At 53.7% G+C, this 25407-nt stretch carries 22 protein-coding genes; 7 read left to right on the forward strand and 15 right to left on the reverse strand.

Annotation, left to right across the window (positions count from 1 at the left end):
- The first annotated feature begins 41 nt into the window (after positions 1-41).
- Positions 42-2465, forward strand: coding sequence for a TonB-dependent siderophore receptor (locus CEJ42_RS16890; protein WP_088751912.1), 2424 nt, complete (start codon positions 42-44; stop codon positions 2463-2465).
- A gap of 398 nt (positions 2466-2863) precedes the next feature.
- On the opposite strand, the gene CEJ42_RS24695 is transcribed toward CEJ42_RS16890, so the two are convergent.
- Together CEJ42_RS24695 and CEJ42_RS16895 are read right to left on the reverse strand one after the other, a co-directional pair.
- Entirely contained in the window at positions 2864-3226 is a 363-nt protein-coding gene (locus CEJ42_RS24695) for a hypothetical protein (RefSeq protein ID WP_129587763.1), read from the reverse strand.
- A 201-nt stretch (positions 3227-3427) separates the two neighbouring features.
- Positions 3428-3682, reverse strand: coding sequence for a type II toxin-antitoxin system Phd/YefM family antitoxin (locus tag CEJ42_RS16895; protein WP_088752019.1), 255 nt, complete (start codon positions 3680-3682; stop codon positions 3428-3430).
- 163 nt (positions 3683-3845) lie between these two features.
- On the opposite strand from CEJ42_RS16895, the gene CEJ42_RS24700 reads away from it, so the two are divergent.
- Positions 3846-4901 carry a hypothetical protein gene (locus CEJ42_RS24700; RefSeq protein WP_129587764.1) on the forward strand — a complete coding sequence of 352 codons (1056 nt, stop codon included), beginning with the start codon at positions 3846-3848 and terminating at the stop codon, positions 4899-4901.
- A 204-nt stretch (positions 4902-5105) separates the two neighbouring features.
- Here CEJ42_RS24700 and CEJ42_RS16900 read toward each other — a convergent pair whose 3' ends face one another.
- The 3 genes from CEJ42_RS16900 to CEJ42_RS16910 all read right to left on the reverse strand — a co-directional run bounded on the left by CEJ42_RS16900 (position 5106) and on the right by CEJ42_RS16910 (position 8081).
- Positions 5106-6146 (reverse strand): hypothetical protein, encoded by a 1041-nt coding sequence (locus tag CEJ42_RS16900; protein ID WP_129587765.1) that lies wholly within the window; start codon positions 6144-6146, stop codon positions 5106-5108.
- Between the two features lie 191 nt (positions 6147-6337).
- Entirely contained in the window at positions 6338-7165 is an 828-nt protein-coding gene (locus CEJ42_RS16905; RefSeq protein WP_207760454.1) for a hypothetical protein, read from the reverse strand.
- A 79-nt stretch (positions 7166-7244) separates the two neighbouring features.
- Complete coding sequence (locus tag CEJ42_RS16910; protein WP_088751915.1) at positions 7245-8081, reverse strand: abortive infection family protein; 837 nt, start codon at positions 8079-8081, stop codon at positions 7245-7247.
- 702 nt (positions 8082-8783) lie between these two features.
- On the opposite strand from CEJ42_RS16910, the gene CEJ42_RS16915 reads away from it, so the two are divergent.
- The 3 genes from CEJ42_RS16915 (at position 8784) to CEJ42_RS16925 (ending at position 12520) form a co-directional block, all read left to right on the forward strand.
- Positions 8784-10253, forward strand: a complete 1470-nt coding sequence (locus tag CEJ42_RS16915) for a caspase family protein (RefSeq protein ID WP_088751916.1) — start codon at positions 8784-8786, stop codon at positions 10251-10253.
- A 351-nt stretch (positions 10254-10604) separates the two neighbouring features.
- Positions 10605-10925: a hypothetical protein gene (locus tag CEJ42_RS16920; protein WP_129587767.1), complete on the forward strand. Its 321-nt coding sequence runs from the start codon at positions 10605-10607 to the stop codon at positions 10923-10925.
- Between the two features lie 20 nt (positions 10926-10945).
- Complete coding sequence (locus CEJ42_RS16925) at positions 10946-12520, forward strand: hypothetical protein (RefSeq protein WP_088751918.1); 1575 nt, start codon at positions 10946-10948, stop codon at positions 12518-12520.
- 354 nt (positions 12521-12874) lie between these two features.
- Here the strand turns inward: CEJ42_RS16925 and CEJ42_RS24710 are convergent, their stop codons facing one another.
- From CEJ42_RS24710 to CEJ42_RS16965, 7 genes are all read right to left on the reverse strand, one after another.
- Entirely contained in the window at positions 12875-13489 is a 615-nt protein-coding gene (locus CEJ42_RS24710; RefSeq protein WP_129587768.1) for a hypothetical protein, read from the reverse strand.
- Positions 13490-13835: 346 nt separating this feature from the next.
- Positions 13836-14426, reverse strand: coding sequence for a hypothetical protein (locus tag CEJ42_RS24715; RefSeq protein WP_129587769.1), 591 nt, complete (start codon positions 14424-14426; stop codon positions 13836-13838).
- Positions 14427-15202: 776 nt separating this feature from the next.
- Positions 15203-15679, reverse strand: coding sequence for a Mov34/MPN/PAD-1 family protein (locus CEJ42_RS16945; protein ID WP_088751922.1), 477 nt, complete (start codon positions 15677-15679; stop codon positions 15203-15205).
- Positions 15667-17298, reverse strand: coding sequence for a ThiF family adenylyltransferase (locus CEJ42_RS16950; protein WP_088751923.1), 1632 nt, complete (start codon positions 17296-17298; stop codon positions 15667-15669). The genes CEJ42_RS16945 and CEJ42_RS16950 overlap by 13 nt, the downstream gene beginning before the upstream one ends.
- Complete coding sequence (locus CEJ42_RS16955) at positions 17295-18437, reverse strand: CBASS cGAMP synthase (protein WP_088751924.1); 1143 nt, start codon at positions 18435-18437, stop codon at positions 17295-17297. The genes CEJ42_RS16950 and CEJ42_RS16955 overlap by 4 nt, the downstream gene beginning before the upstream one ends.
- Entirely contained in the window at positions 18431-19432 is a 1002-nt protein-coding gene (locus CEJ42_RS16960) for a CBASS cGAMP-activated phospholipase (protein ID WP_088751925.1), read from the reverse strand. Before CEJ42_RS16960 ends, CEJ42_RS16955 begins: the two co-directional genes overlap by 7 nt.
- Positions 19433-19437: 5 nt before the next feature.
- A complete protein-coding gene (locus CEJ42_RS16965; RefSeq protein ID WP_088751926.1) occupies positions 19438-19662 on the reverse strand; it encodes a DUF2188 domain-containing protein in 225 nt (74 codons plus the stop codon).
- A gap of 275 nt (positions 19663-19937) precedes the next feature.
- Between CEJ42_RS16965 and CEJ42_RS16970 the strand changes: the two genes are divergently transcribed.
- Entirely contained in the window at positions 19938-20330 is a 393-nt protein-coding gene (locus tag CEJ42_RS16970; RefSeq protein ID WP_088752020.1) for a helix-turn-helix domain-containing protein, read from the forward strand.
- Between the two features lie 2 nt (positions 20331-20332).
- Positions 20333-21202, forward strand: coding sequence for an ImmA/IrrE family metallo-endopeptidase (locus CEJ42_RS16975; protein WP_088751927.1), 870 nt, complete (start codon positions 20333-20335; stop codon positions 21200-21202).
- A gap of 192 nt (positions 21203-21394) precedes the next feature.
- Here the strand turns inward: CEJ42_RS16975 and CEJ42_RS16980 are convergent, their stop codons facing one another.
- Genes CEJ42_RS16980 through CEJ42_RS16990 form a run of 3 tightly spaced genes read right to left on the reverse strand, consistent with a single transcriptional unit; the run spans position 21395 to position 25405 of the window.
- A complete protein-coding gene (locus tag CEJ42_RS16980) occupies positions 21395-21874 on the reverse strand; it encodes a hypothetical protein (RefSeq protein WP_088751928.1) in 480 nt (159 codons plus the stop codon).
- On the reverse strand, positions 21871-23943 hold the full coding sequence (locus CEJ42_RS16985; RefSeq protein WP_243397889.1) for an integrase: 2073 nt from the start codon (positions 23941-23943) through the stop codon (positions 21871-21873). Before CEJ42_RS16985 ends, CEJ42_RS16980 begins: the two co-directional genes overlap by 4 nt.
- On the reverse strand, positions 23936-25405 hold the full coding sequence (locus CEJ42_RS16990; RefSeq protein WP_243397890.1) for a site-specific integrase: 1470 nt from the start codon (positions 25403-25405) through the stop codon (positions 23936-23938). The genes CEJ42_RS16985 and CEJ42_RS16990 overlap by 8 nt, the downstream gene beginning before the upstream one ends.
- Positions 25406-25407 lie beyond the last annotated feature (2 nt).

Consider the following 25407-nt stretch of genomic DNA (forward strand, 5'->3'; position numbering starts at 1 on the left):
TTTAGAACGCCACATTCACTCTAAAAAGGAATCCCTTCGCCATGAACCAGCGTCTCCTGCCCCAGCGTCTCGCATTGCAACCCCGCCTCATCGCCCTGGCCGTCTCGGCGGCGTGCGCGCTCATCTGCGCGCCGGCCGCCACGGCCCAAACAGCAGCGCCGGCCGGCGCTGCATCGGCCGTGCGCGCCTACCAGTTGCCGGCAGGCCCGTTGGGCGCGACGCTGATGCAGATCGCGCAGCAAAGCGGGCAAGCCATCTCGGTCGACCCGGACCTGGTGCGCGGCCTGCAGGCGCCCGCCATCCGCGGCAACTTCACCGCCGCCGAGGCGATGCAGCAGGCCATCGGCAACAGCGACCTGCAATTGCAGCAGACCGGCAACGGCACGCTGACCGTCAGGCGCAAACAAGCCGGGGAAGGCGCCCAATCCAGCCTGCCGGAAGTGACGGTGTCGGCCACCCAGGCCACGCAGATGCCGACCCAGGGCTCGGACACCTACACCGTGCGCGAGAGCAGCGCCGCCGCCAAGATGGCGTTGTCGCCGCGCGAGACGCCGCAGACCATCAGCGTGACCACCCGCGCGAAGATGGATGATTTCAAGCTCAACAACATCAACCAGGTGCTGGCCAGCAGCTCCGGCATCACGGTCGAGAAGGCCGAGACCGAGCGCACCTACTTCACCGCGCGCGGATTCGACGTCACCAATTTCCTGTTCGACGGCGTAGGCGTGCCGCTGACCTACAGCACCCAGGCCGGCGACCTCGACACGGCCATGTTCGACCGCATCGAGGTGCTGCAGGGGGCCAACGGCCTGTCGGCCTCCACCGGCAATCCCTCGGCCACGGTCAACTTCGTGCGCAAGCGCCCGACCGCGCAATTCCAGGCTTCGGCCGGACTGACGCTGAGCTCGTGGAACACCAAACGCATGGACGCCGACATCTCCGGCCCGCTCAACGAGGCCGGCACGCTGTCCGGCCGCATCGTCGCGGCCCACCAGGAGGGCAATTCCTACCTCGACCGCTACCAGCCGACCAAGGACCTGTTCTACGGCGTGGTGCAGGCCGACCTCGGCAACGCCACCGTGGCGACGCTGGGCTACAGCTACCAGAAGGTGCACGCCAAGGGCGCGATGTGGGGCGCGCTGCCGCTGACCAACGCCGACGGCAGCCAGGCGCAATACGCCGTCGGCGCCAACACCTCGGCCGACTGGTCCTACTACGACTCGAAGGAGCAGCGCTCGTTTGCCGAGCTGAGCCAGCAGCTCGGCGACGGCTGGCAATGGAAGACTTCGCTGAACTACGACCAGATCGACAGCGACAGCTCGCTGTTCTATGTCGCCGGCGCCTACGATGCCTCGACCGGGACCGGGCTGTTCGGCTTCCCCTCGATGACCACCAGCAGCAACAAGCGCAGCTTCGCCGACAGCAACGTGAACGGCAAATTCAAGCTGTTCGGGCGCGAGCACGACCTGACCGTCGGCCTGAGCTGGTCGCGCTCGCGGCAAAGCCAGCTGAGCCGCAACACGGCCTCGCCCAGCGGCGACGGCTACTACTACGATATTCCGCTGTCGCAGGCCTTCGGCGGCGCCTTTCCGGCGCCGGTCTATGACGGCGACATGACCACCGAGGCCTACACCGACACCCGGAAAACCGTCTACGCCGCCACCCGCCTGAACCTGCATGACCGCGTCAAGCTGCTGCTGGGCGCCAACTACACCCAGGCCGACTCCACCGGCTATACCGAGAGCAACACCCACGTGCTGAGCCAGTCGGCCGTCTCGCCCTACGCCGGCCTGGTGGTGGACCTGAACGAGAACATCTCCGCCTTCGGCAGCTACACCAGGATCTTCAACCCGCAATACCAGGTCGACGCCAACCACGCCACGCTGGCGGCGGCCACCGGCAACAGTTATGAGCTGGGACTGAAGGGAGAATTCTTCCAGCGCCGCCTCAACGCGTCGGCGTCGGTGTTCCGCGTCAAGCAGAACAACCTGGCCAACTACGCCGGCGCCTTCGCCGACTTTTCGTACTACTACAACGGCATCAGCGCCAAGTCCGAAGGCGTGGAGTTCAACCTGAACGGCCAGCTGTCGCGCAACTGGCAAGCCACCGCGGGCCTGGTGGCCATGCGCATCACCGGCGACGACGGCAGCCAGGTGCGCACCTACGTGCCGCGCCGGCAGTTGCGCCTGTCCACCACCTACCGCCTGCCGCAGCTGGAGCAGGTCAAGATCGGCGCCAGCCTGCTCTACCAGGGCAAGACCAGCTACGACACCACCAATGCCGCCTACCAGGGCGGCTATTCGGTGCTCAACCTGATGTCCAGCTATGAGATCAGCAAGAACCTCTCCGTCTCGCTCAACCTGAACAATGTGTTCAACAAGAAATATCTCTACAGCGTGTCGCAGGGATCGGGCTACTACGCCGAGCCGATCAACGGCAGCGTGGCGATCAACTGGAAGTATTGATCCGGGCCGAGGGCTGGCCCGGGTCACCGGGTCTTGACGAAAAAAAACTCCGGGCCAGGCCCGGAGTTTTTTATTGAACCGACAATTGGTCGACGCTCAAAATGGTTATGTGCACTTAAATACGTAAATAAGCTCTACAACCTTTTAATTTAGACACCAAAATCAATTCAAGACGAAAAAAACGTAAACAAAACGCCGCTTTTAAGGCTATTTGTTTACGTTTTTAGGAAAACACTAGTGGGAAAGGAGTCATCCGCAGACTCCTATCAAAATTTCAATTCAATGCCGCGTATGCGAAAAAATAATGTAACGCCCTGAAAAATTCATTCAATTTGAATTCACTTTCATTTTTATGAGCATTCAGAATACGCTGCCTATCGACTGCTTATGCGCTACTTCTAGGCAAGCAATTTGGCAGATTGCCACACTAAATTTCCTTTAGTGTTCTTGCGAACTTCTACCAAAAATTTCTTTCCATCGAGGCCAGGCGCAGACATGTCCATACCGCCATCTTTGGCAGAATATGTATTGGACTTCTGTTCGCTATCAGGAAAAGCATTAAGCTTATATTTTTTCCCGTCGGCTATCGAGGTAAAGAAACAGCCAAGGCTACTTGATTTCCCCCACACCTTAAAATCAAGAAAAGCCTCCCACTCGCCCTCAGGCACTGCGTCCCAGTTGTACCCTGAGACATCGATATTTGCTTCTCGTACTTGGCCAAAAGACATGGCGCGACGTCGAAGAGCGTCATTGCTCACCATTAAATCCCTTTCTTTCTTAGCTAGTTACAGGCCCAATTTACCGATGGTGCCTCGTCATGGGAGCCCCATCCATTGATGCGTATCTAAAGCCCCCTGGATCCGCGCTACTCCTGAATATTCTGCTAAAGCAGGATACATAAGTGTTCCACTCACACGCATACGGGGTCCCTGTAAAAGCTCACCTATTGTCGAGGTCAGGTCTCAAGTGAAGTTTGCCTTTCGCAAGTAAATATTACAGCGAGGGGCATCAAATTCGACATCTGCAACGCCTGGCATTGCAAGTGAGGCTGCAATATTACGACGTTGTGTGAGCAATTCTTGATAGGCCTGAAAACTCAAGAGAACATGCGTAGGCACGGCACCGTCAGTAATAATTACTGGACCGTCTTCGGTTGCGCAAAGTGCCATGAGCACGCCTTGGGCAAATTCTTGGTCGGACAAAGTGGTAATTGCCATGAGAGAACTCCAGTGGAGCGATACCGGGCCGGAGATAATAACAATCTGCCGGAAAATTTCGAATAAATAGCGCCGATTTTGCAATACGCCACTTTCCGCTGTCAAAAATAACAGTACCATTTCCTCATAAGCAACTTACTTCGTCATCTACACAAGGAAATTAATGCACGGAACCATCAGGGAGTTCCTCACCTTTCTCTTTGAACAAAAGACGGCCGCGGAAGACATCGACAAGCTAATGCGAGCGACCGTATTCGAAGATCATCCAGAAAGTCCACTCTTGTTAGTGAAACTAGGTTTACTGGAAGAAATTGTCCATATGTGCGGCCAAGCAGATTATGTTCTATGTCTGCCACATGGATCTGAGACATTTGTCGGAGCGCTATATACGGATATGTCTAACTATCCTGTCGCTCGTTTTTATCACTTGCAAATTTCTGGAGGTATCTTCGCTGCAGCCAAAACGGTAGCTTTTTTGACTGCACGTGGGTTTAATGTCCAGATACCTCCGGCAGAGCAGCTTTCTATTATTGTCAGTGAGAATGGATGGAAAGATCGTCTGAATCAATACCTAGATCGCCGAAAAGATCGATATAAGGACTATGAAAAAATCCGGAAGGGGCGAGTTAAAAATACCACGACGGACTCAACGTTCTTATTACACTCGGCAGGCTGTCTAATCTGTGGCGCCTCAGCGGACGTTATCGCATCAACTACAACAGCGCTTCCAGGAGAGCCTGCGCAACTTACGGCAGTTCGGCTGTGCTCGACCCACGCTGAAGAATCTCGCAACGCCACCTCTCTAATGAATTACCTTGCAAAGAGCTTTAATCTTCCGTTTTCTATGAATGCGTTGAGGCGCCCTCCCGCAGAAGTTTTAGCTGATAGCGCAGCAATCATCTGCTCTAAACTAGGAATGAATATCTATGAGAACACGCAAAAAAATATCAAGGCAAGGAGCAATGCTGGGACGATACTGATCTATCGATACGAAGGAGAGCTAAATTACGGCTACATGATCAACGGACCTGCTAAAGGTGAGGAGCTCGCCCGCATCGATTCAGCTAATCACCATATTGTTGAAGTCGGTCCAGACCATCTTCATCCAGATCTAAAAAATAGTCTTCCGCCTATTTCCAGCTTCACCACGGGGGACTTATGTCTTGACTGGCCACTGATCAAGCATTTAATAACGGAATGGGAGTCACGCCGAAGTTAGTAGAGGTTAATCGAACCAATTCGTTGCGACAGCACTGCAAATTCTGCCTCGCGCAACTTGTGGATGATGGCTTCGGATGTGAATCGCTTCTTGGGCATGGTCTGACTCTTCTTTTCAATAGCATATGAAATTTCAAGTCGGACCAGTTTTTTCAGGTCAAGTCACTCCGACGCGGATCACTGGTTACGCATATATTGCGCGAATTCACTGCAGCACGTCACTTTCACCACGTTCGTTCTTTCTTGGCAGCTGACGCACATTCCGTAACATGTAAGTAGTCTTCGCTAGTCCCCCCGCAGCTTTGTGCGCTTTCACGGCCCGCTTGACGCGTGCCGGCGCCATGGGAATGCTGGACGGTAATTCCCGCAATCCAATCTCTTGCCCCCAATACTCTTTGTACATATCTCGATGCAGCTTATAAATCTGTGAACGCGAAATTCGCTCGAAAAAGCCGGTTTCGGCCAAGAGATCCCGGAGACGTGCTCTAGCAGGGTGCGAAAGTGCTACGAGAAAGAAATAACGACATTCGATGAAGGTGATTTGGGAGAATAACAATTCCTTGTAGGTGTCAGTAAGGGAATGATCAGGCACTCCTCGAGCTACATGCCCCAACAGAACTTCGAAGGTGTCCACTAAGCGAGCTTGAGGATTAATCTCTGCCCCTACTATCTTAAAGTTTCGATAGTGCAAGTAATCAATTCGCTGAAGGTCAATTGTTGTGAGGGTTTTACTATCCCACCTACCCTGCATATCTCGAGGGAGAGCGTTCACACGCTCTTCAATAAGTGACGCATCCACCCTACCCATGGCTTTTAGAAGTACCTCGCGACCTGTTACCTCTCCCACGCGTACATCACAGAGCGTTTGTCGATACATGTCCATTAGCCTGAAAAAAATCTCTTCGTAGCGAGCCTTTTCCTCCTTCTGACTATTGTGCTTGGCAGCCTCTTCTTGCATGCGAATTTGGCGCTGCTGAAGTAACAGCGTGATTATTAGTCCGCCAAAGCCAAGTGCCGTAAAGAGAGATGTAATCCGTCCGAAGCTGTCGCCGTATACACCATACTTTTCAACAGTATTTGTATCTGGCGTCGGTATACCACTCGCAACTGAAAACCAATAAATAGCAACAATAAGCAGCGCCGCTGGTGGCCACCATAAACCTTCGATAATCTTTGAAAATATTTTTCGGGCTCGTTGGCAAATCCAGGAGGATCGTATTGAAGATGAAAATTTCTCTTTTTTCATGTCATTAATTTCCTAGATACCATTACCTGGGACAACGTCTATTGGGCCTAACTCATAAATTACTTGCGGAGCAAAAATAGGTTGCTAGGCTTTCCTTTGTCCGTCGAGTTCTGGTCGCAATTTCGACTGCTGGCTGATTGCGGACCTACCTACCCAACGAATAGGCAGTCACATTGAACAACCATCAGGCGCTATGAGCGGCGCCATGATGGAGAAATCTGACTCAAGACATAATCCATCTCGCCTGTCGTGGGAATGAACATGGGCGTAAATTCACCGGGCTTATCATCGAATTTGTATTCCGAACATATACAGGCTTCTTCATACTCCTCGCAATTTGCACAAGGCGGATTGAACATTTCAATCGCGCGATCGATAGCTGTTGAAGGATCGTCGTCGTCATAATCGCCGCCGACATACGACGAGTAAGATAGATCCTCTTCAAGCACTTGAATATGTTCCGTGGCAAATGCCAAAGCATCTTCATTGGTTGCCATTGGAGCACTGACCAATGTATTCAGCGCTGGCAAGAGTACGACCCGGCAATAATCAAAACGGTATCTTTCCAACAAGCAGAGAATTCGCCCTTCATGCTGCATCAAGCTTCGAAAGGAAATCCCGCCATATTTTTGGCTTACTTCTTTATATCGTGCGGGATCCAAACGTATATGTTTGAGCCCATTGTTAATCGCATCAATGAGTTCCATTTTGCGATTTCTGAGATTGGCACCAGGTACTGAATACAACTCATCGAATCTTTTGACGAGTTTTGATCGGCCGTTTTCGCCCGTTGCAGCGACTCTAATAGCCAACAAGTAATCGATGCTGTGGGCTGTGACCAGATTGATTCCGTAGACTTGATGGAGAAGAACTGCCATGGACTCAACCGCAGTGTGGAGATCTTCACTAGCCGGCACTAGTATATTTTTTACGTACTGTCGATAATCTTCGCATGCAACAGTAACTTCTTCCGTCATCGGCAGACGTGGAACCTGTCTGTTTGTCTTGATAATTGCCATATCCCCCCTTCATCCATGCAGAAATTTATACCAGTATTTTATTTCTCGGGATTTTCCATCTTTGATTCGACGTTTCAGACTACTTCCTCCGTGCCGCCAACTTCCCTAGCAAGTAACTGGCGACCGTACCAATAGATTCAATCGCAGCCTTGGCTTCGACTTCCGTTAGCGTCGATATCCATGGGCGACCATGGCCCGTCCCCTGTTTATTGCGAACGCGATTTACTCCCAATGCCGTGGCAAATAAACCCCGCTCCATTGCACGTACAGGCGATTCTCCCGGGGCCTCAGGTATTTCAGGCACGGCAAGACCTAGCGCAATGAAGGCCATGCCCAATAGGCTTTGAAAATTAGCACCCGTAGGATAGTTGCTTTGAATCGTCATCAGCACGTGGGCAGCAGTGGCCTCAAGCAGGTCTTTTCCGGTCCCCGCCACAAGGGCGGCGTCTTCGGCGCCTTGCTGTGCGCGCCTCGCATAGCCGAGAAGAGCCTCGGTCAATTCTGGACCACGTAGTGATGTCAGCACCTTCGGCAATAGGGTTCCATCGTCCGCGAGGATAAAGCCAACACTGTCGCAAGCCGATTTAGCGTTCGCTATTGCATCGTTACCCACGAAGTTTGGCGCCCCAGCGCGAAAGCCTCCGCATGCGCGAATCTTTCCGAGGAGACCAGTTACGAACTTTGAAGCGTCCACTGGATTGGCAGTCATCGCCTCGTGCAGCACCGCTCGGACTCGTTTGGCCTTCCCGATCGTCTGCCCCTGTTGCTTGGGATCGAACTTCGCCAGCCCAGACGCATTGACTTGAAACTCAATATCCGAGTGCGATGGCTCTCGATAGCTCCCGTTATTACCTGAGTCATCTACCAACTGGGAAAATGCGTGTACAACCGTGTCATTCACGTGAATATTCGACATAGCGTTGGCGGAGATGGGGAGAGAAATTCAGTATATATGATGCCGTCCAGCTATCTTCTGCCCTGAGACTGAAACCAGGAATAGGCAAAGCAAGCGAGTTAGTCAGATTCTCGCAGACACGCTTCCAAAAAAAGAACCGAATGGATGAACACCTGGCTAGCCACCGAAGCGGTCAAATCCAGAAAGCAGCGAAGAACGCTTAAGCAGATGCTCCTGGATCTGAGAGATCTGGGATATGAAGGATCCTATGACCGTGTGGCAGCCTTTGGACGTCAGTGGAAGGTGGGGCAACTTGAGAGGGCAAATCTGCGAGCAAATCAACAGATAGTGCCTCTTCATAAGAGCCCCATCCATTAATGCGTATCTGAAACACTTGGATCCGCTTTACTCCTGAATATTCTGCTAAAGCAGGTTACATAAGTTTTCCTTTCGCACGTATACAGTCCCTGTAAAAGCTCACCCATCGGAGAATATTCTACTTTTGGCCGCGCTGGTTTTAAGGGGGGATTACCGTTGCTACCTTATATCAATAGCCATAAGGTAGCACTCGACTCAGTGCTACCAGTCGTGTAGTCTGAGCAACTCGCCGTAATGGCGACATTCACAATCGGTAACGATTAGTCTCCCAGAATCCGGGGCTTGATTTTCCACGGAGCGATGCTGCCGATCTAAAATTATGCAGAGATTGAAGGAGGAGCGTACGTGACGGTCAAGATCTTTGCTGTAGCTGTAGAAACGTATCAGATCTCAAAGGTCTCAAAGGTTGTGTACGCCGAGAACGACGCAACTATGTTCGTCAAGGCATGGACAGAAATCGCCCCTGCAACTGAGAGCAAGACGCTTCTAAGCGCGAAGGCGACAAAAACAACCATCCTGTCCACATTCAAGAGCTTCCTGGCGAATGTTGAGATAGACGACACGGTGGTCTTCTTCTACGCTGGTCACGGTCACCGCGTCGGCGACACCAACTACATCACTGCACACGACCTCCAGCTGGGAGATATAGTTGCTACCAGTATTGCGCTCGAACAAATTTTGGATATGTTGCGCAATTGCAAAAGTAGGAAGATCCTACTCTTTCTCGACTCTTGCCACAGTGGAATGCCAACCAGCGACGGAATGAGGTCGATTACGTCCGAGTTCACTGCTGAGGAACTCAAAGAATTTTGTAAGGACTCCAAGTTTCACGTCGGCTTTGCCTCGTGCGCAGTCGACGAATACTCCTGGCCAAGCATTGCCTTGCAGCATGGCATATGGACCTATCATGTCATTCAGGCTATTTCTGGCAAAGCGCCGGAGGCACTAGAAAAAGGCCGCTTTGTGACGGGAGCTTCCCTTCGGGACTATCTGGCACTGGAGGTGCCGCGAGAGCTTCGAAGGATCCGCACCGGGAATGAAGTCCAAACACCTTGCGAGTTCGGCAATGCGAGCAAGACCTTCATTATTGCGGACCTCGAGGCCTTACTTACAAAGGCGAGATCTCTCAACCAAGAACTAAGTGCCGGATTCCTGCGCGCATCTTTCCGCGGTATCGCTAGCGGTTCAATCGCTCGATTGAGCGGGTTCAAGAAGCGCAACCACAGGGTCCCGGACCGACACTCTGATGCAGCGGATGGATTCATTCGAAGCATCGGAGAGACTGAAGTGGCGGATCTTGCGAACTCGATTCACGACGAATTGAAGGAGGCGTTCAAGTACAAGAGAAAGGATCTGGTGCTTGACCTTGATGTCGGCTCTGCTGCTATCACCACGCCGCAGTTCAACGTCACAATCGATATCGCACAGGACCCAGACGATCATGGGGACTATGTTCAGACTGTAAGTGTCTCCTCGTTCAGAGATGCAGGAATCGTCTTCGATCAACGATTCCAGAACATCTTCTCGGCACACTGCGACACCCTGCTTGTGGAGTTCGACCGTAAAATCTCTATCGCTGAGCGAATCGACCAGATCGAGGAAGACGAGATGCTTGCCGAGCATCTCTCGTATGACGCTGACCTGAGCTCGCTAACACTCGAACTAACAGACCATCGAATAAGGCTTCGGATGACGGCTTCCGCCGTCGAGGTTACGGTTCCGCGAGCTCACGATATCGGCCTTCTTTTAAACAACTACAAGAAGGCCACCGAAATTCTCACTGATGCAGGCATTCGCTTGCTAAATCAAGGCTAGCATCAAGACTTGGCTCAACTTCATCGTGCGAGCCCTTAGCCATCCCGAAAGCAGACCTTCCTAACGTACACACCTAGCCGAACTCGACCGTTTGGCTCAGCATAGCAGGTTGCCGAAGGGAAAAAACGCGAACGGTCACGACCGCACAGGTGCAAGATCGGCGACATAGCCTGGCAGCACCACTGCCGACATCGCCACCTCAACTTGACTAAGATGCTGCCCACGCTAGGGGCCTACCAAGGAGACCCTGCCGTTAGTAACCCCGGCAGAGCAATCCATAAGATTCAGGGGTAGATGGTGGGGCGCCGCCCGGACATACTGCACTTCCACTCATTTGCTAAGGAGCACACTATGTCTAACAAAGAAAACCTAGGTTCACCCTATGCGTCCGTCTTCACTGCGGGCAATGACCAATACCATGCGGTTGCCTCGATCAACGAATTCGGCCCGATCAAGCATGCGAGTTCCCTGGCGAAAGTTCTAGTCGAGCAAAAAGCGGCCACGGATGAATGGGAAGCGCTGCAAATGGCTCACTGCTCTGTCAAGCAAGCGAAAGCTCTGGCGAACGGCGATCAGTACCACAAGCTGGCGCACGCGCGCCTGCAGAAAGAAGCGAAACAACAACACGAGCAGGCCAGCCCCGCCGTCTTCCCGAACGCACGCTGCGCCTGAGTTACTTGTTGGAACCCACCATGAGAACGCTAAAGACATCGCAACGCGGCCGCGACCCGAAGATTGCTGACGCCATCCTCACGACGGTGGCCGACATGCTGACTCAGCCCGAGCAAGAGGCCCAGGCGCGCATCAGCGCCGCCCCTGTCCGCGAGATTGACGCGTTGCACAAGGCGTTCTCTTCGGACGTGCAGATGAACGGTGTGCACGCACGTAAGTGGCGTGCACACACTTTGTCGCGTTTGCCATTGAGCCAATGGAAAGAAGAAGATGGTTTTTTCTCAGTGCTGCCGTTTGGGGAAACGTCCCTAAAATACCTGAACGCCGTGGACTTGGACGAAAACGACGGGCGCGCCCTAAATCAGCTGGAAAACCGTGAAGTCCTGTGCGACGCACTGAAGAACGTGCTTCCCGCCCAGGTACTGGAACAGTACCTACCTATGCTCGAGTGGATCAAGGTGGATACATACGATAACGCCCATCCCCTGTTAACAGACCTCACATTGTCGCTCGCTACCAACTCCATTGAGTATCTTTTCTATAAGGAATACCGAAAAGTCGAAGCAGAATGGCGGAGCAGGAAAAGTATACCTGAGACCATGGCAACCCCTTTCGACTGGATGTCATGGTTGGGAGAACAGGCGCTCCGCTATTCCAAGGCGCAACTGGTTATATGGGACGTCCTTCCGTCTCCCTTCCTGAGCTCCAATTCCGCCCCAACAAATCAGGAAGAGGCTTTCCAGGGTGGTGGTAACGAGGAGATCCAGCACCGCGGGACCGATGGCCAACTCACCTTGGAATTGTTGTGCAATATCGTAGCTAACCGTGCTCTGCTGGAATCGGCCAAGATTGCCGAGCTCGCATCCCGGGCAGCTGCCGGCGCAGTCAAATTGCTCAGCGTGCTGAACGGGCAAGGCATCGTAGCCGCTCCACAGGTCGAGAACGACGACGACATCCGGGAAATCTTGTCAATGTGGTTCGGCCTTGGCGGCCTGATGAGCGCCGAATCTGGTTTCGGCACGCCGCTGCAGGGTACCGCGATGGAAGTTGTGATACACCAAGCCGGACAAGTGCAGCTCCACTACTTACACACCCGGGCCGGCGGCATTACACGCGTCCATGCCAGTACGCAGCACAAATTCATCTTTGCTTTGGCGCTCGTGGCCTGCATGTACGGCGGCGAAGACGTCATAGTGGACAAGGAGTTCATGGCCGACACGAATCCCACCTATGCGCCGTTTCCATCTCAAAGCAAAGGCTTACAGAAGCGGCTAGCGCCCTTGGGTGCCCATGCGCGAGAAATGATCAAAAGCCTGTATGGCCAAATTTATTTTGCCAACGAAGGGTGGGAAATCCGCGCCGACAAGCTGCAATCGTATATGACAAATATGGCCTTGAAACGCTCATGTGCGCAGGAGTTGGTGTTTGACGTGTTCAAACGTCTGCCGCCATTGAGACTGCTAACCCTCTGGCAAAAGCTTAATGACATGGCCGACCAACAGCAGGCCAAGTTCGACAGGTATCCGCCCGGCATGCCACGGCCAGCCACCCGCCTCGAATACATGTTCGCCGGAATCGATGATCTGATTCGATGACGTGGCAAATGGCGACACGACCGTTGTGTCCCGCCAGCAACTACACTTCGATGCGCGAGATCACGTGAGTCACGTCGGCAGAGGGTACTGGCAGGCTGAAGAAATATCTTTTCCAAATAAAGTATTTTCACAATGCAGTCTCTACAAACCGGGGACGGTCCAGTGGCTTCCGACTTGGCTGCGTTGCTAACAGCGTGATTGTGGCAGCGTGACTATCCGCATTCTTCTTTCCTCTTTTACGGGGTTCGAACCATGCTCCGGTTGCCAAGTCTCCCGCCCCTCAAGCGAGCTCGAGCCCCTCCTTCAGAGACAAACAGTGCGCGAGGTGCAGATCTAGCGCGAGATGCCTTCAGGTCAGTGGTGGGGACTGGTCTGCGCATGCGTCACCAACTGCATACGCGAACTAGCCATATCGAACAGCTGCCAGCATTCATTCAAGATGAAAGAGAAATATTTCGCTCGATCTTTTCGATATCCAGCGTCAGCACGAAGCTGAGCGCTTTGAACAGTCTTTTCGAGAACCAGAATTGCAACGTTAAGACGATCAATCGCGCCGGCAGCCTTAAGTGCAATATGATTTGGAAGCGGAACAAGCCGAGCAAGATCGTCTGCATTCCAAGTCGGAACTTCTTGCAGCTTGGCAAGAATCTCCTCAAAAAGCTGAGGCGCACAGTCAATCTGCGCTGCTATATCAAGTCTCTCTTGAAATGTGCGAACAACGGTGGCGGCAGTACTGAGGTGCAAAGTCATCGCGGCTGCAACTACCGTGGCCGTAGTGCTTGCCTCCTCCCGTCGGTACCGTTCCTGCGTCTTTACAGTCCAAATCACGCCTCCCAACGCGGCAAGCGAACCTATTGCCTGAATCCAAGCTGCATAGTCCTGACTATTCAACGGCGGATGCAGCGCAAAAGCTGCAGCCATTGCTGCGCCAACAAAGGCGCATAGAATTTTCCAGCGAAGTTGCATCATTCCCCCACATTTTTGGAAGGAATCGTAGCATGGCAGTGGCTCTTACCGTTCTCCCCGTGTTCTTCCACCAGGTATATGCGTTTCCATGGTCGCGGTGGGAAAAGAAAGTAGCTGCATTGCGACTGGTAAGGAGAGCGTGTCAATCTTTGGCAGGCGAATGACGGATCGAACTGATAGACGGAACTCACTCCTGAGTGTCTTGCGGCGGCAGCATTGCCAAGCAGCTGTCCCAAAGTATGGTCCCACAGAGCTTGGACGCACCGGCAAAACTGGAAATAGATAAGCGGGGCTGGACTGCTCCACGCTACAACCTCCATGACCGGTCATTTTCAAAGGCAGCATGAAATCAATGGGCTCGGTAAGCCTTTGCCAGATCGTCTCGAATCTGCTGCAGAGCATCCCGACATTTGACGACTGCATCGGCTCGCTTTCGCGCTTTCTTTTCCCTCTCACCGGACGGAGTGTCCCCTGCGCGATTGTGCTGCCGCACGGCCGTAAGAGTGAAGGCAACTTCTCGCTGCAAGGGAATCAATTGCATAAACATGGTCGGAGGGATGCTCTTCTGGGAGACTGTTTCGATCATCTGCAGTAGTGCTTCGACCCGCTCGGCACCTACAACCGTGAAGCCATAGCTCCTGACGTCATCTTGGAATTGATTTGCTATGTGCGTTAGAGATCGAACTGCGTCATTCGCCACGGCGAGGCAAATATCCGCATGCTCCAAAAGCAATTCAGCCCGATCTTTCAGTCTGCTCCTTTCTGCGCTTCGAATTTGATACTGTGTTCCGAGCCAAGCACCTGCAATTGCGGCTATCGCACCAAACGCTTGTGCCCACCCAGAAAGATCGGAACTAGATACAGGAGGATTTTCGACAAGTCCATGCACTACATATCCTATAAGAAAAGCCATAACCGGCGCGACCAGAATCATGGCCAATTGAGACCTCCACTTGCTCATACATCCCCCGAGTTTTCCCGAAACGTAGCACAAGACGGATCTGCTCAAACCTAACTGCAGAAACGCATTGCTGCCCCCTTGCACTCTCCGCTGACTACCTCGTCAGTTTCTCAATCGGGGAAAGAAGCGCGGCACCGAACCTCGAGGCTCCGTCACACACTCGGTCAGCCCTCGCAGCTTTCGTGTCAGAGATCGTTGGGTCGTTTAGCGTATCAAGTGTCGCAGCCACGCAAGATTGCTCGGCCTTCATAGTGAAAAAATGCAAGGAGAGAATAAGCAAAAAGGCAAACAGGATGATTAGACGCCACATGGATATGGACGCTCGTAAAACGGTTTCAAGCAGGTACATCGTGGACTCCAAAAAAGTTGAACTTCAATTTTCAACCATTTTGTTTTGCAAAAAAGGCGTTCAAAACATCGATTTTTGGCGTTTATTCATTTTTCACCACCAGAAAGTGCAAAATGTCTAAACCTAGCTGATACAAACTTCTCGACCTTGGCGTCGTGAAGCGTACTGAACGAGTTCTGCCGACATCAATTCCTCTTTCGACTTGGCCGCGTTGCTAATAGCGTGATTGCGGCAGCGTGGCTACCGTCCCTGTAAAAGCTCACCTTTCAATATTTCACCACGCCCCTAACGCGTCTGTTGCAAAAACATACATGCGACCGGCGCCAACTAACGATTTGCCGAGGGGCAAAGTGTTCCCAGAGCCCCCCACGGTGGAACACAGAGAAGACAGCGTATCTATTTCCAGCTATTCCACAGAGATCAATACCGTGCCGCAACCTGAACTTGGTACCAATTCAACATACAGAGACTTTCGTCCGACGATGACGGCGAGCATTGGCCGCTTATCCCGACGCCGCGCTGACAACTGATTCCATTCTGATCTATCGAGACCAGAAGGATGGGGATAGTCTTCAGGGTGGGTGTGCCATTCGCCAAGATAGCGGACTGTTCCTTGAGTCGCCGTCCATCGCGACAACGCGATCGCTTCGTGACCAAATGGCATCCGCTCGAACAGGTAGCGAAAACGCTTATCCCATTCAGTGGGAACGGTCGCTTGTTCAATGAGTAGATGGGTTCCATGTACAGAACCGAGCAAGAGACCGCCTGCTTCGCTGTCGGTATCACTACCCTGAACATGCTGACTGAATGTCTCCAGCGTGTTTGTCGAAAAATGCAGCAGCCTGCTCTTATCGCTGCTTGCCCAAGAACTCAGGAATGGCATATGGGGCAGTCCCGATCCTGTAAAGGATCGCAATCCGGCGTGGCAAGCTGATGGGTCTGGTCGATCAGCCGGGTCTGCAACGCCGCAGAGTGAACATCGTTGATCCAATCAAGGGCCATCTCGGCACCTAAGCTCGCTGCCTGTACCGAAACTGATGCCGGGAAAGGTACGTATAAGCCCTCACATCCATGACCCGCCAAGATCGCAGGAAGAGGATCTCGAGTCGAGCGAAGTTCGCCTCTACGATGGCGGTGCCATAGACATCGGTAGCACGCTCCGGAGGCGTTCGCTCTCAGGAGTGCACGTACAGCAGTTCCCGGCCCTTCGATCCATACAGAAAGCATGGGCGTGGGGGCCCGATAGCGGCCGCACAGCCAGTGCCCGAGGGATTCTTCACCGGTGGCATCGATGAGTAGATCTAGCTGCCCCAACTGAGCCTGCCTGACATCCACTGGGAGCGCCTGCACCTCGGCGCCTGGTGACAATCGTTTGAGCTCCTTTGCCATGGCCTCGGCCTTGTTCGACAACAAGTCCGGAAATCCGAGGCGATGCCGCCCGATATTCTGCGGAAGGAGACAATCAAAATCCACTAACGTGATCTTCCCGCCGCATGTTCCAGCCCCAGCCTTGACCAACATGTCCGCTAGGTATCCACCAATCGTTCCACAACCTACAAGTGCGATTCTTCTGCCCGCCAGCGTTTTCGATTTGGGGATGTTGCGTTGGGCCAAATATCGATCATCAATCCGGACCATCGAGATGGGCATCACCTTCAGCCCATAGCTCATATCTTTGCGATCATTGACCTTAGTTTTTTGAGCCAAGGCTTGACGGTCAAAGAGAACAACGAAGCCATAGGTCATCAAAGGCGATTCGATGACGATAAGGACGCCATTTGCCTTTTTTCTTTCCCCCTCCTTGATTCGATCGTGAATCTTGCGCCGACATCGAGGGTCAAGGGTACTTTGCCAAGCCAAGATATCCGCCACTGTTTCAGGTGGCCAATGGCTAGTCAGCGGCCGAGGTTGCGCGGTGCTCTTGACCCGGTAAGTCAGCACCGTTTTATTGGTCACCTTGTAGCCGAGCGAATTCAGTTTCTCTTTTGTTCGAACTTCGTTGTCACTGATGAACCAAAGCGAGTTCCCATTGGCTTCCGCAACAAAACAGTTCTGCCGCCCCAAGTCCTCGCCTTGCATGTCCACGAAGCAAAACCAGCCGTCCCAGTAGGCAAAGAATTCTTCCGCGAGATCTTCAATCATCGCGCCACTCAATATCTGACCTAGTACCAAGGCCGCGCGTTGAAGACATGCCAAGGACTGCCCTACAGGGTCGTAGATATCCAGAACGACGGTCGCCTTGGCGAGATAGCAAAGATCACCTTCGGCACCAAGATGAGGAACAGCCTTTGGCAGTTCAGCGGGAATATCAAGCAGTCGAATGCGAGGTAGCTCGAAGAAGGTGGGGTCGAGCTGAACTTCACAAGGACAGCCTTTTTCCGCTCCTGGCGGCGTCAACACTCCCCGCAACTTGAACCAGCCGTTACCCGTCTTGCCGACAAAATCGAAGCCTTTCTGCTTGAAGGCCTCAATCACATCCGCTACTGCGGTAAGGCGACTCATCCTGCCTTCGTTCGTCCGACCAGCTCACTCGGACCTGCCATGGCAGGCGCCGCGGCGATGGTCGCCGCGATGGATACCACCTTGACTCGATCCGGCTCATTCGGAAACCGCGGGCCGAATTCGCCTTGCATCCAGATGCAGGCCTGTGAAGGGCTGCCGGCATCGGTTGCACCACGCAGTGCCTTTTCCAATTCTTCGAACGCTTTCGCTGCTTCTTCAACACCCTCTTTGCCGAGTCGAACCGTGAGTGACTCCGACTCGTCCACGGGGTTGTTAACTCCCGCACGCAGGCGAGCTGGCAATGCCGCAACGACATCCAGCAATGCGAGGTCGTCGCGCCGATCTCGCTTCTCGAACAACGGAGCCGCAGCGGCCATCAAGAGAATGGAAGCGGGGCCACCGCTAGACCACCTCCAGTCGCGGTACGCCTTCAAGTAGCGAACCACGCGGCGGAACTGTTCGCCCTTGGCCTCCACTTCGCCCAAGAACCACTCCTTCACGGGCCTGGGATCGGATGCCATCCAGTTACACTCACGGTGGGCCAAGAGCACTTTATCAGCAGGCAATGCCGTCCAGGCATCCCGCTCTGCCTTATTGACCGCCTCGGTGATAGAGTCATACCCGTAACTCTCCATCGATGCCTTCGTGAGCGTGACAAATTCCGTATCAGGAATGGCGTACAGCGGGATGTCGATGTGAGCAAAGGCAGCAATGACGATCCGGATGCACGTCGGCTTATCAGTGACTAGCGTCCAGCGCTTTTCCTCGACCAACGGCCTCAGAGCTTCTTCTGCCGCCGCAAAGAACACCGTTGTTGCCCTGCTCGGGCGCTTCGTCTGCGAAACAAAACTCAGCGGCAGATAGCAACCATCGTCAACATCCGCCTGTTGGGGGCGTTGTGCCGGAGCGTTCAATGTCTTATAAGCCCAGGAGCCTTGCGTGAAGAAACGCGGCTGCGGCACGTCATCCGTGTACCCGTGCCCGCGTAGCACGCGCGGAATTCCGGTACGCAGACAATTCCTGACATCGTTGCGGGCACCCGCAATCCATGCACGCTGATCAAGTGACAGATCCAGCTCTTCGTGCATACAGGACTCGTTATCAACGGTGGTAAAGAAAAGCGGACTCAGGTTCAGCATGCAGCCTCCGGAACATTCTTGTTGGGGCCGTGATAGAAGATGGGTGCGCCGGCCTGATGCGCTCGAAATGGTTGGAAAAGAGGATCACCCAGCGCGCGCTGCGCTGCATGGTTACCACGATCCTTGAGCGTATTCGTGGCGCCAATGGAAACTCTGTCTAGCGCCTTTACGTCCTTACTTTGATCTGGCGTGGCTTTGTCGTCGATCTGGAAGTAGTTGCTCCCAAGTGACTGGCGCAGCATGTAGTCCACCGATGATTCTTGAGCGGAGATAACTAGGTCGAACAGTCCCCCACGCCACTTGCCGAATCCGCGGTCGAGACTGGCTCCTCCGCGGACGGTTGCACCGATCGTCATTGTGCCGATCGACAGCACACGAACCAGCGCGTTTTGGTTCGGTGCGAGAAACGTATTGACTTCGTGCAACCCGAATAGCCCCGGCGCGTTGCCGACCAGTCCGCCATCGGCGAAGACGCCACGGTCGTTGCGCGCCAGCGGAAAGTAGACGGGTGCAGCGGCGGTAGCCAACGCCACATCGACGATCTTCATGCGGTGATCCATCTCAAAGGACGGATGATGAGGTGTCTTGAAAAACTGACCACGCCCAGTCGAGTAGTTGACGGCCGGAACAAGAACACGATGCTTCAGGCTACCAATCGTGGCATCCTTGAAGCGCTCTTCCAGCACGCCTTGCAACCCCGCGGCATCATGTTTGGCGGTCAACCAGAAACCCAGAAGCCGCCGCGCAAGACTACGGCAACCAAAGATGCGGGAACCCTGCTTTTCGAAGAGGCCCTTGAGTTCAATGGCCGGGATCTCTGCCGCGAGCCCCAAGGCCAGCATTCCGCCCGCGGAAGTGCCGCAGATCAGGTCGAAATGCGAAGCAATAGGACGGCCCATCACGGCTTCAAGCTCGGCAAGAACCGTCGCTGTGTACAGGCCGCGATAGCCGCCCCCAGACAGGGCGAGCACATGGTAGATGGGAACGCCCGTCATGGCACTCAGCCCTTCGGCGGGAAAGGGTCGTGGCCGTGGCTGTCCTTGTCACGGATGCGTCCATCCGGACGGTGAATGACGAGTTCGGATTGCTGGTTGCGTGCGATGTTCCGCCCCGCGTCGATTGCCTGTTGCTGTGTGCCGTGCACGGAGGTTGCCCGCTGATTGCCGGCACCCTTGACAGCCCAACCGTCCTGGTGAGGAACTACATGTTGATTCTTGCCTGCCATGGTGAATCTCCTAAGTTGGACCATCGGAACCCCGGTAGAGGTTGTCTTTGACCGTTCCATGTAGCACAATGTGTTGCTCATACAGACAACGGGAAGGCCAAGCCAAACCAATCGCAAGCAGTTTTAAAATCTGCATCCGTTGTCTGGTTGGACAACAATGTATCAGAGTACGCACGCCGGTGCAACTGGCATGTTGCGAGCAGCCCTGAACATCAATAATGCGGAGTGGCAACAGAGGTTTGTTTGCTTCTCCCACAATGCAAGGATTAGAACGGATGTCACAAACAGGCCTGGGCGTCGCCCTTAAGACGCTACGCGAACGAAGGACTCTTTCGCTGCGCGAAATCGGTCAACTTTCTTCGGTGGATCATGCTTATGTTCACCGCTTAGAATCAGGCGAGAAGACGAATCCGTCGCCGGATTTGATCGAGAAGCTATTGAGGGTTTTGAAGCCAACTGAGAGAGATACCGCACTGGTAATGTGGCTTGTCGACCATGCAGAGGCCGATCTCCACCTTGTCGAATTCGTGCTAAACGATCCCTCCGTCAGCATCGACATCTTTTCCGCCGCAGCGGGGGTGAGGCATCGCGGCAATACCAGGCCCGATCCCGCGACGCTGATTAATCGGATACGGAAGGCGTTCGAGGATGACGACGAGGACGATTGAACATGGATGAAGCAGATGTGAAGCAGAAAGCGCGTGCTTTCGTTGCAAAGGTTGACGTGTCCGGCATCCAAGAAGATCTGAGTCCTTATGTGGCCGCAGCCAATGCCAAGGTCAAGAAAGATGAGCTTGGCGAAGGCGAATCCGGCTATACGATCACCAAACCGAATGGCAAGCATGTCATCACTGTGAATTCGCTGGAAACAGAAGAACGTCAGCGTTTCACCATCTGCCATGAGATCGCACACATCGTCCTAGCGCTGGAGTCGAGCCATGACGAAGTGCCGTCTTGGTCCTATGCGAAGCGGCATCCGAACGAAATCGCCTGCGACACCTTCGCCGCCGAATTACTGATGCCATATCAACAATGGTTGTCGCTTGTACCCAAGGAAGAGCCTTCGTTGGAACTGATTCAACGCATGGCAGACTTGTTCAATACATCGTTCCCCGCAGCAGCGTCGCGATTCGCGTCTCTCAGCGATATCCCGTGCGCCTTCGTTACGATGGAGCGCGGTGCAGTACGCTATGCTGCGCGCTCCACCAGCTTGCGACAGGCTCGGGCTTGGATATCTCCCAGATCTGCCATCCCTGTCGGCTCCGTGGCTCATCGCCTGCGCTCTTCAGGCAACAGTGCCTCGGACACGGATGAAGTCGCACAAGATATCTGGTTCGACAATTGGGAAAAGGGCCTCGACCTCTGGGAGCTCTCTAGGCACTACGCACACACTGACACCACGACCTCGCTGATCTGGTTCGACAGCGAAGATCTACCCGAGGTCGAAGTAAACCGTTTCGGTGCGCGCGTTGAGGACGATGGCGGTTTGGCGGAGCTCACTGGGCAATTACCTTGGCCAGGACGAAGTAAGCGTCGCTAGCAAGACCTTTCGACGGTCCGCTATGTCAACCGATGGCTATAGGAATTCATGTCACCAAACTTGTGGAGTCCCCCCTCGGGCTGAACCAAGATTGATCGAGAAGCTAAGCCGCTAAGCCGCTTGCCGCGCGAGTTATGCTTCGAAATGGTTAGGTGCTTGATTGCCTGTCGTCACTTCATCTCCTACCAGCACCTAAGTTCCAGCGAACTTTTTCTTACCAGTCAACGTTTTCCTACGTGCCGTAAGCTGCAGTTCACTTTGATCGCGATTCACCGTGGGAAGTGGATTGTTCAAGAAGTCCGCAGTCAAGTTTCGTGTCTGTGCGTTGTAGGCCCATCGAGCGAACTGCTCTAACAGGGCGTTGTTTTCGAAAGCAAGCCGCTGGTTCTCAGCCTCTAGCCGTGCGATCCGCTCCAGGGCAATCTGCAACTCCGGCGACGATGCTGTCCTGGGTTGTTCATCTTGTTCCGCCAAAGCCTTCTTTCGCACCGTAAAGGCCAATCGAATCCGCTCGTGACGGTGGAGCGCCTGCCGGGTGTATCGTAAACCCTCGCGCCTCCTGAGCACCTCTATGAGCGCGTCCCAGGTCAACTTATCCTTCCAACCATCGAGTATCTGAACGATAACAGCAACGACTCCATCATCAAGATTGCGTCCTCTCATCCGAGTCATGTTTCTTCCTTAAATGCCGGTGGCATGCTTTCTCCCACGGGTGATATCGACAAAGCACAAGCTTGTTCCGCATGCTCCAATCGTGATGGGATGTCTATAGGCATCAATTGAATGACTGCGCCATCAGGAACCGTAGGATTATCCAGAATCTGGATTAGGCCCGTTATCCGCTCTAGTTGCGTGCGGTGGTGTTTTGCCCACGCGCCGGCACCTAAATCACCATCCCTTTCCGCCTGTTCAGCCATTGCGAGTAGACGCGCTGCTTCGGCATAGGCGTGACGGATACGGTTTTCTTTCTCGCTCTCGCCTTTCACGCAAACCTGTTCTCCGCAATTGAGGCAATCGCGATGCATCTGGCACGGCGACATAACGTAGTCATGAATGCAATATCCAAAGTCCGTCGTATGCGCCGTCGGCACTTTTAATCTCGCGAACTCATCTCTCTTGATGAGAGCCACTTGAGGACCTTTGGCTAGCGGTCCAAACATGCGTGTATCGTCGCCAACTGCAGTTCGGATGCGATCTACGATCGCAGCAGGCGTCTCATGATCATAGTATTTGTTCTGCTTCACATTCTTTCGTCCAGACCATTTGGCTATATCAAGCTGACTTAAACCGCCTGCCTGAGCGAGCGTGTTCAAATAGTGACGGAACTGATGTGTGTGAACTCGGATCGGGCTCCCATCTAATTCATAGAAGCCATGACGGTCGAAGATAGATCGAATACCAGTAGTAGATCGTGCACCAAGCCTGTTATGAATCTGCGGATGCGTCACCGGCTCGATGACACAACTAATACGCGTTTTAGAAGCACTTAACGCATTACGCTGGACTATGAAAAGCGACTCACTGTATTTGAGGCCTGTTTTCTCATTCGCGACAGGAAACCCTCGAGGCAATTGGTTGAGCACAGCGACCTCGACATCAGCAAAGCGGACATAGCCTTGGTTCCCATCCTTATATTTGGGGATTCGATGAGTATCGCACCACACACCTGGAACGCTTTTGTCGACTTTGTTAGCAAAGATGATTTCTCCAACATCTGCCATGCTTAACAACTTCTCTGATCGGAAGTGCTCGAGCTCTTCTGTCAGATAAAGGTGAGTTGGATTTTCCTCATACCAAAGCGCAATCTTTCTCGCTTCATCGGTAAGCCTGCGAATTTTCCTGACGGCTTCTTCGACAACACCGATCATCGATGGAATAATCCACTTCACCATTGGCGCCGCTCCCTTTGCCGGCCACCATCTCAAACCGTAGGCATCTTCTTCCGAACTATCTTTTTTCTGCCTAACCTCGCAATTCACGGGCAGACCCAATACTTCGCTAATACGGTCCGGGGCCGAGCAGAGAATCGCGGTCGTCGCCGAAACGAGAACGTCTGCCGGTTCCGTGGCAAACAGGAACACCTTAGGCAGCGCGTCCAGCGCCGCTTGGCTGGGCATCTTGGCCGCACGACGCTCGTCAGCATCCTTACCAACCCGGATAGCTTCGGCCGGCCGCTTGAGTGGATTGCGCCATTGGGTAGGCACGATGGTCAACCGGTTGTTGTTCAGGAATCGGGCAATAATCTCGAGTTGGCCACCGTTTCTGTAAACGACAGCGGCCGCCCCCTTCTCACCGAGAAGCTGGGCAGCACGGTTCAGGACTTGGCTGTCGATGCGCACGGGATCCGCCGGCCCAGTCTCCAGCAGGGCTACTTCCAGGGCTCTCAGGGCCGCTATTCGCTTACCGACATCGTTACTGCGTTGCATTCCATGCTGGTAACGCATGTAAGACTTCGCGAAGGACTTAAACGGTTCAAGCATCATGACGCGCCCACACGCTCGCTCTCTGCAGGTATCGCGGTTGCTAAATATGATCCGCAGCTTGCTTTTCTTTGCCGTCAGCTTGATGGTGTTGGACACTTCCCATGAATCAGCCTCGAAGTCCAGAGAATCACCGAATATGGTCAACTTCGTCCGGCACAGCTCAATGAACGCCGACATGTTGGCGCGTGCGTCAAGGTCTGCCTGCGGTATAAATGCAACGATGTCCGCTTGCCGCGACGATGTGAGGTGGTTAGCCATGAGCGGCGTTCCTATCAGCACGAGCAGCCTCGCAGAGCTGGATAACCTCCGCGACTGCCAGGATGGATCGGTCGTTGATAGAAGCGACCCGCGAATCGCCAGCCGCCATCAGGCGCTCTCGCTCCGCAATAAGATATTCCAAAATCTGTTCATGCGGACCATCCATCCAGGGCTCAAAGTTGTTGCAGGTATAGCAGGCAACAGGCTTGAGGAATCCGCAGAACCCGTGCTTACCACAACTCGATATCGCCTCGAATTTTCCGGTGATCTCGGGAGCTCGTATGTGGCTCGCGGGATCTACGCGCCGAGAAGCACCAGTTGGCCCATTGATAAGCTTGCCAGAAAATGCCTGGGCAAGCGGAGCCATTTGCATCGCTACCGCGCGATCAATACGTTCAACAATGGCTGGCGTTGAACGCACATACACACCAACGTTTTGCGTATCGGTATGATCAAGGAGCTCAGCAATCACCAGCTCGCCGTGGCCCTCCTCTGCTGCTCGAGTTCCGACTGTCTGGCGAAACCTCTTCGCCCCAATATGAATGTGATCTCCGGTACGCTCCGAAATGACCTTAAGCCGTCTGAGTACAGCATTGACCACATTCCCAAGCTGATGCGACGTCTGGTGATATTCGTATCCGGCAATTGCTCCGTTTGCAGAGCCACCCGGAAACAGCGGGGCATCCATTGGGTCAAAAAGCTGGCCCGTGAACTGAATCTGAACGTTTCGGGCGTATTCGTTTACCAGCTTTCCGATTTCGGGAGTCAGCACCCGATCCTTGAACTCACCACGCGCATTACTGTCACGCTGCTTCGCCCTCGGCATACGCAACGAATAAGTGACTGCGCCATCCTTTTCATGAACGACGGCGACATCGCGAACCTTCAACGCCGCATATTGGGTTGGCCGCTGTCCCAACATCATCAACAGCCAACAGAGCACGTACTCCGCCATGCTCACCTCATGTTGTGCATAGGCAGCGTTAAGCGCTTTTTGCAATGCCTCAAGTTCCACTGTGGTCAGTGGCCCTTTCAAAGGGTCCATCGTAGCAACACTCACCCCCTTCGGATTACCTTTGAGTTTCAGGTGCGACAATAGCGCTTCGGCATCCCTCGTGATGCCGAGATATCCGAGTGATCTCCAACGCATCAAAAAGCCGGATACGCTACCCAGACACCATTCATTGTCAGCTCCCAGATGGGACTTGTAGCTCAGAAGGTGTACGCTAGAAATATCAGCCAGCGGGGAATTCGTAGTTTTGGCGATAAAATCAAACAAATGGCCGGCCCGATAAAACATGTTTCTCAAATGAGGCAACGACTGGTTTTGGGCATACCAAATGAGCGTCCAACGGAATGCCAAGTCAAATTGCCCCCCGCGCTCTGGTAGCGATGCAAATCGGAGCTTTGCTTCGAAAGTGGCCTCACGCAGCTCCCATACATCCTCGCGAGGGTCAAACATCG

The sequence above is a fragment of the Herbaspirillum robiniae genome (assembly GCF_002213415.1).
Taxonomy (GTDB): Bacteria; Pseudomonadota; Gammaproteobacteria; order Burkholderiales; family Burkholderiaceae_D; genus Herbaspirillum; species Herbaspirillum robiniae.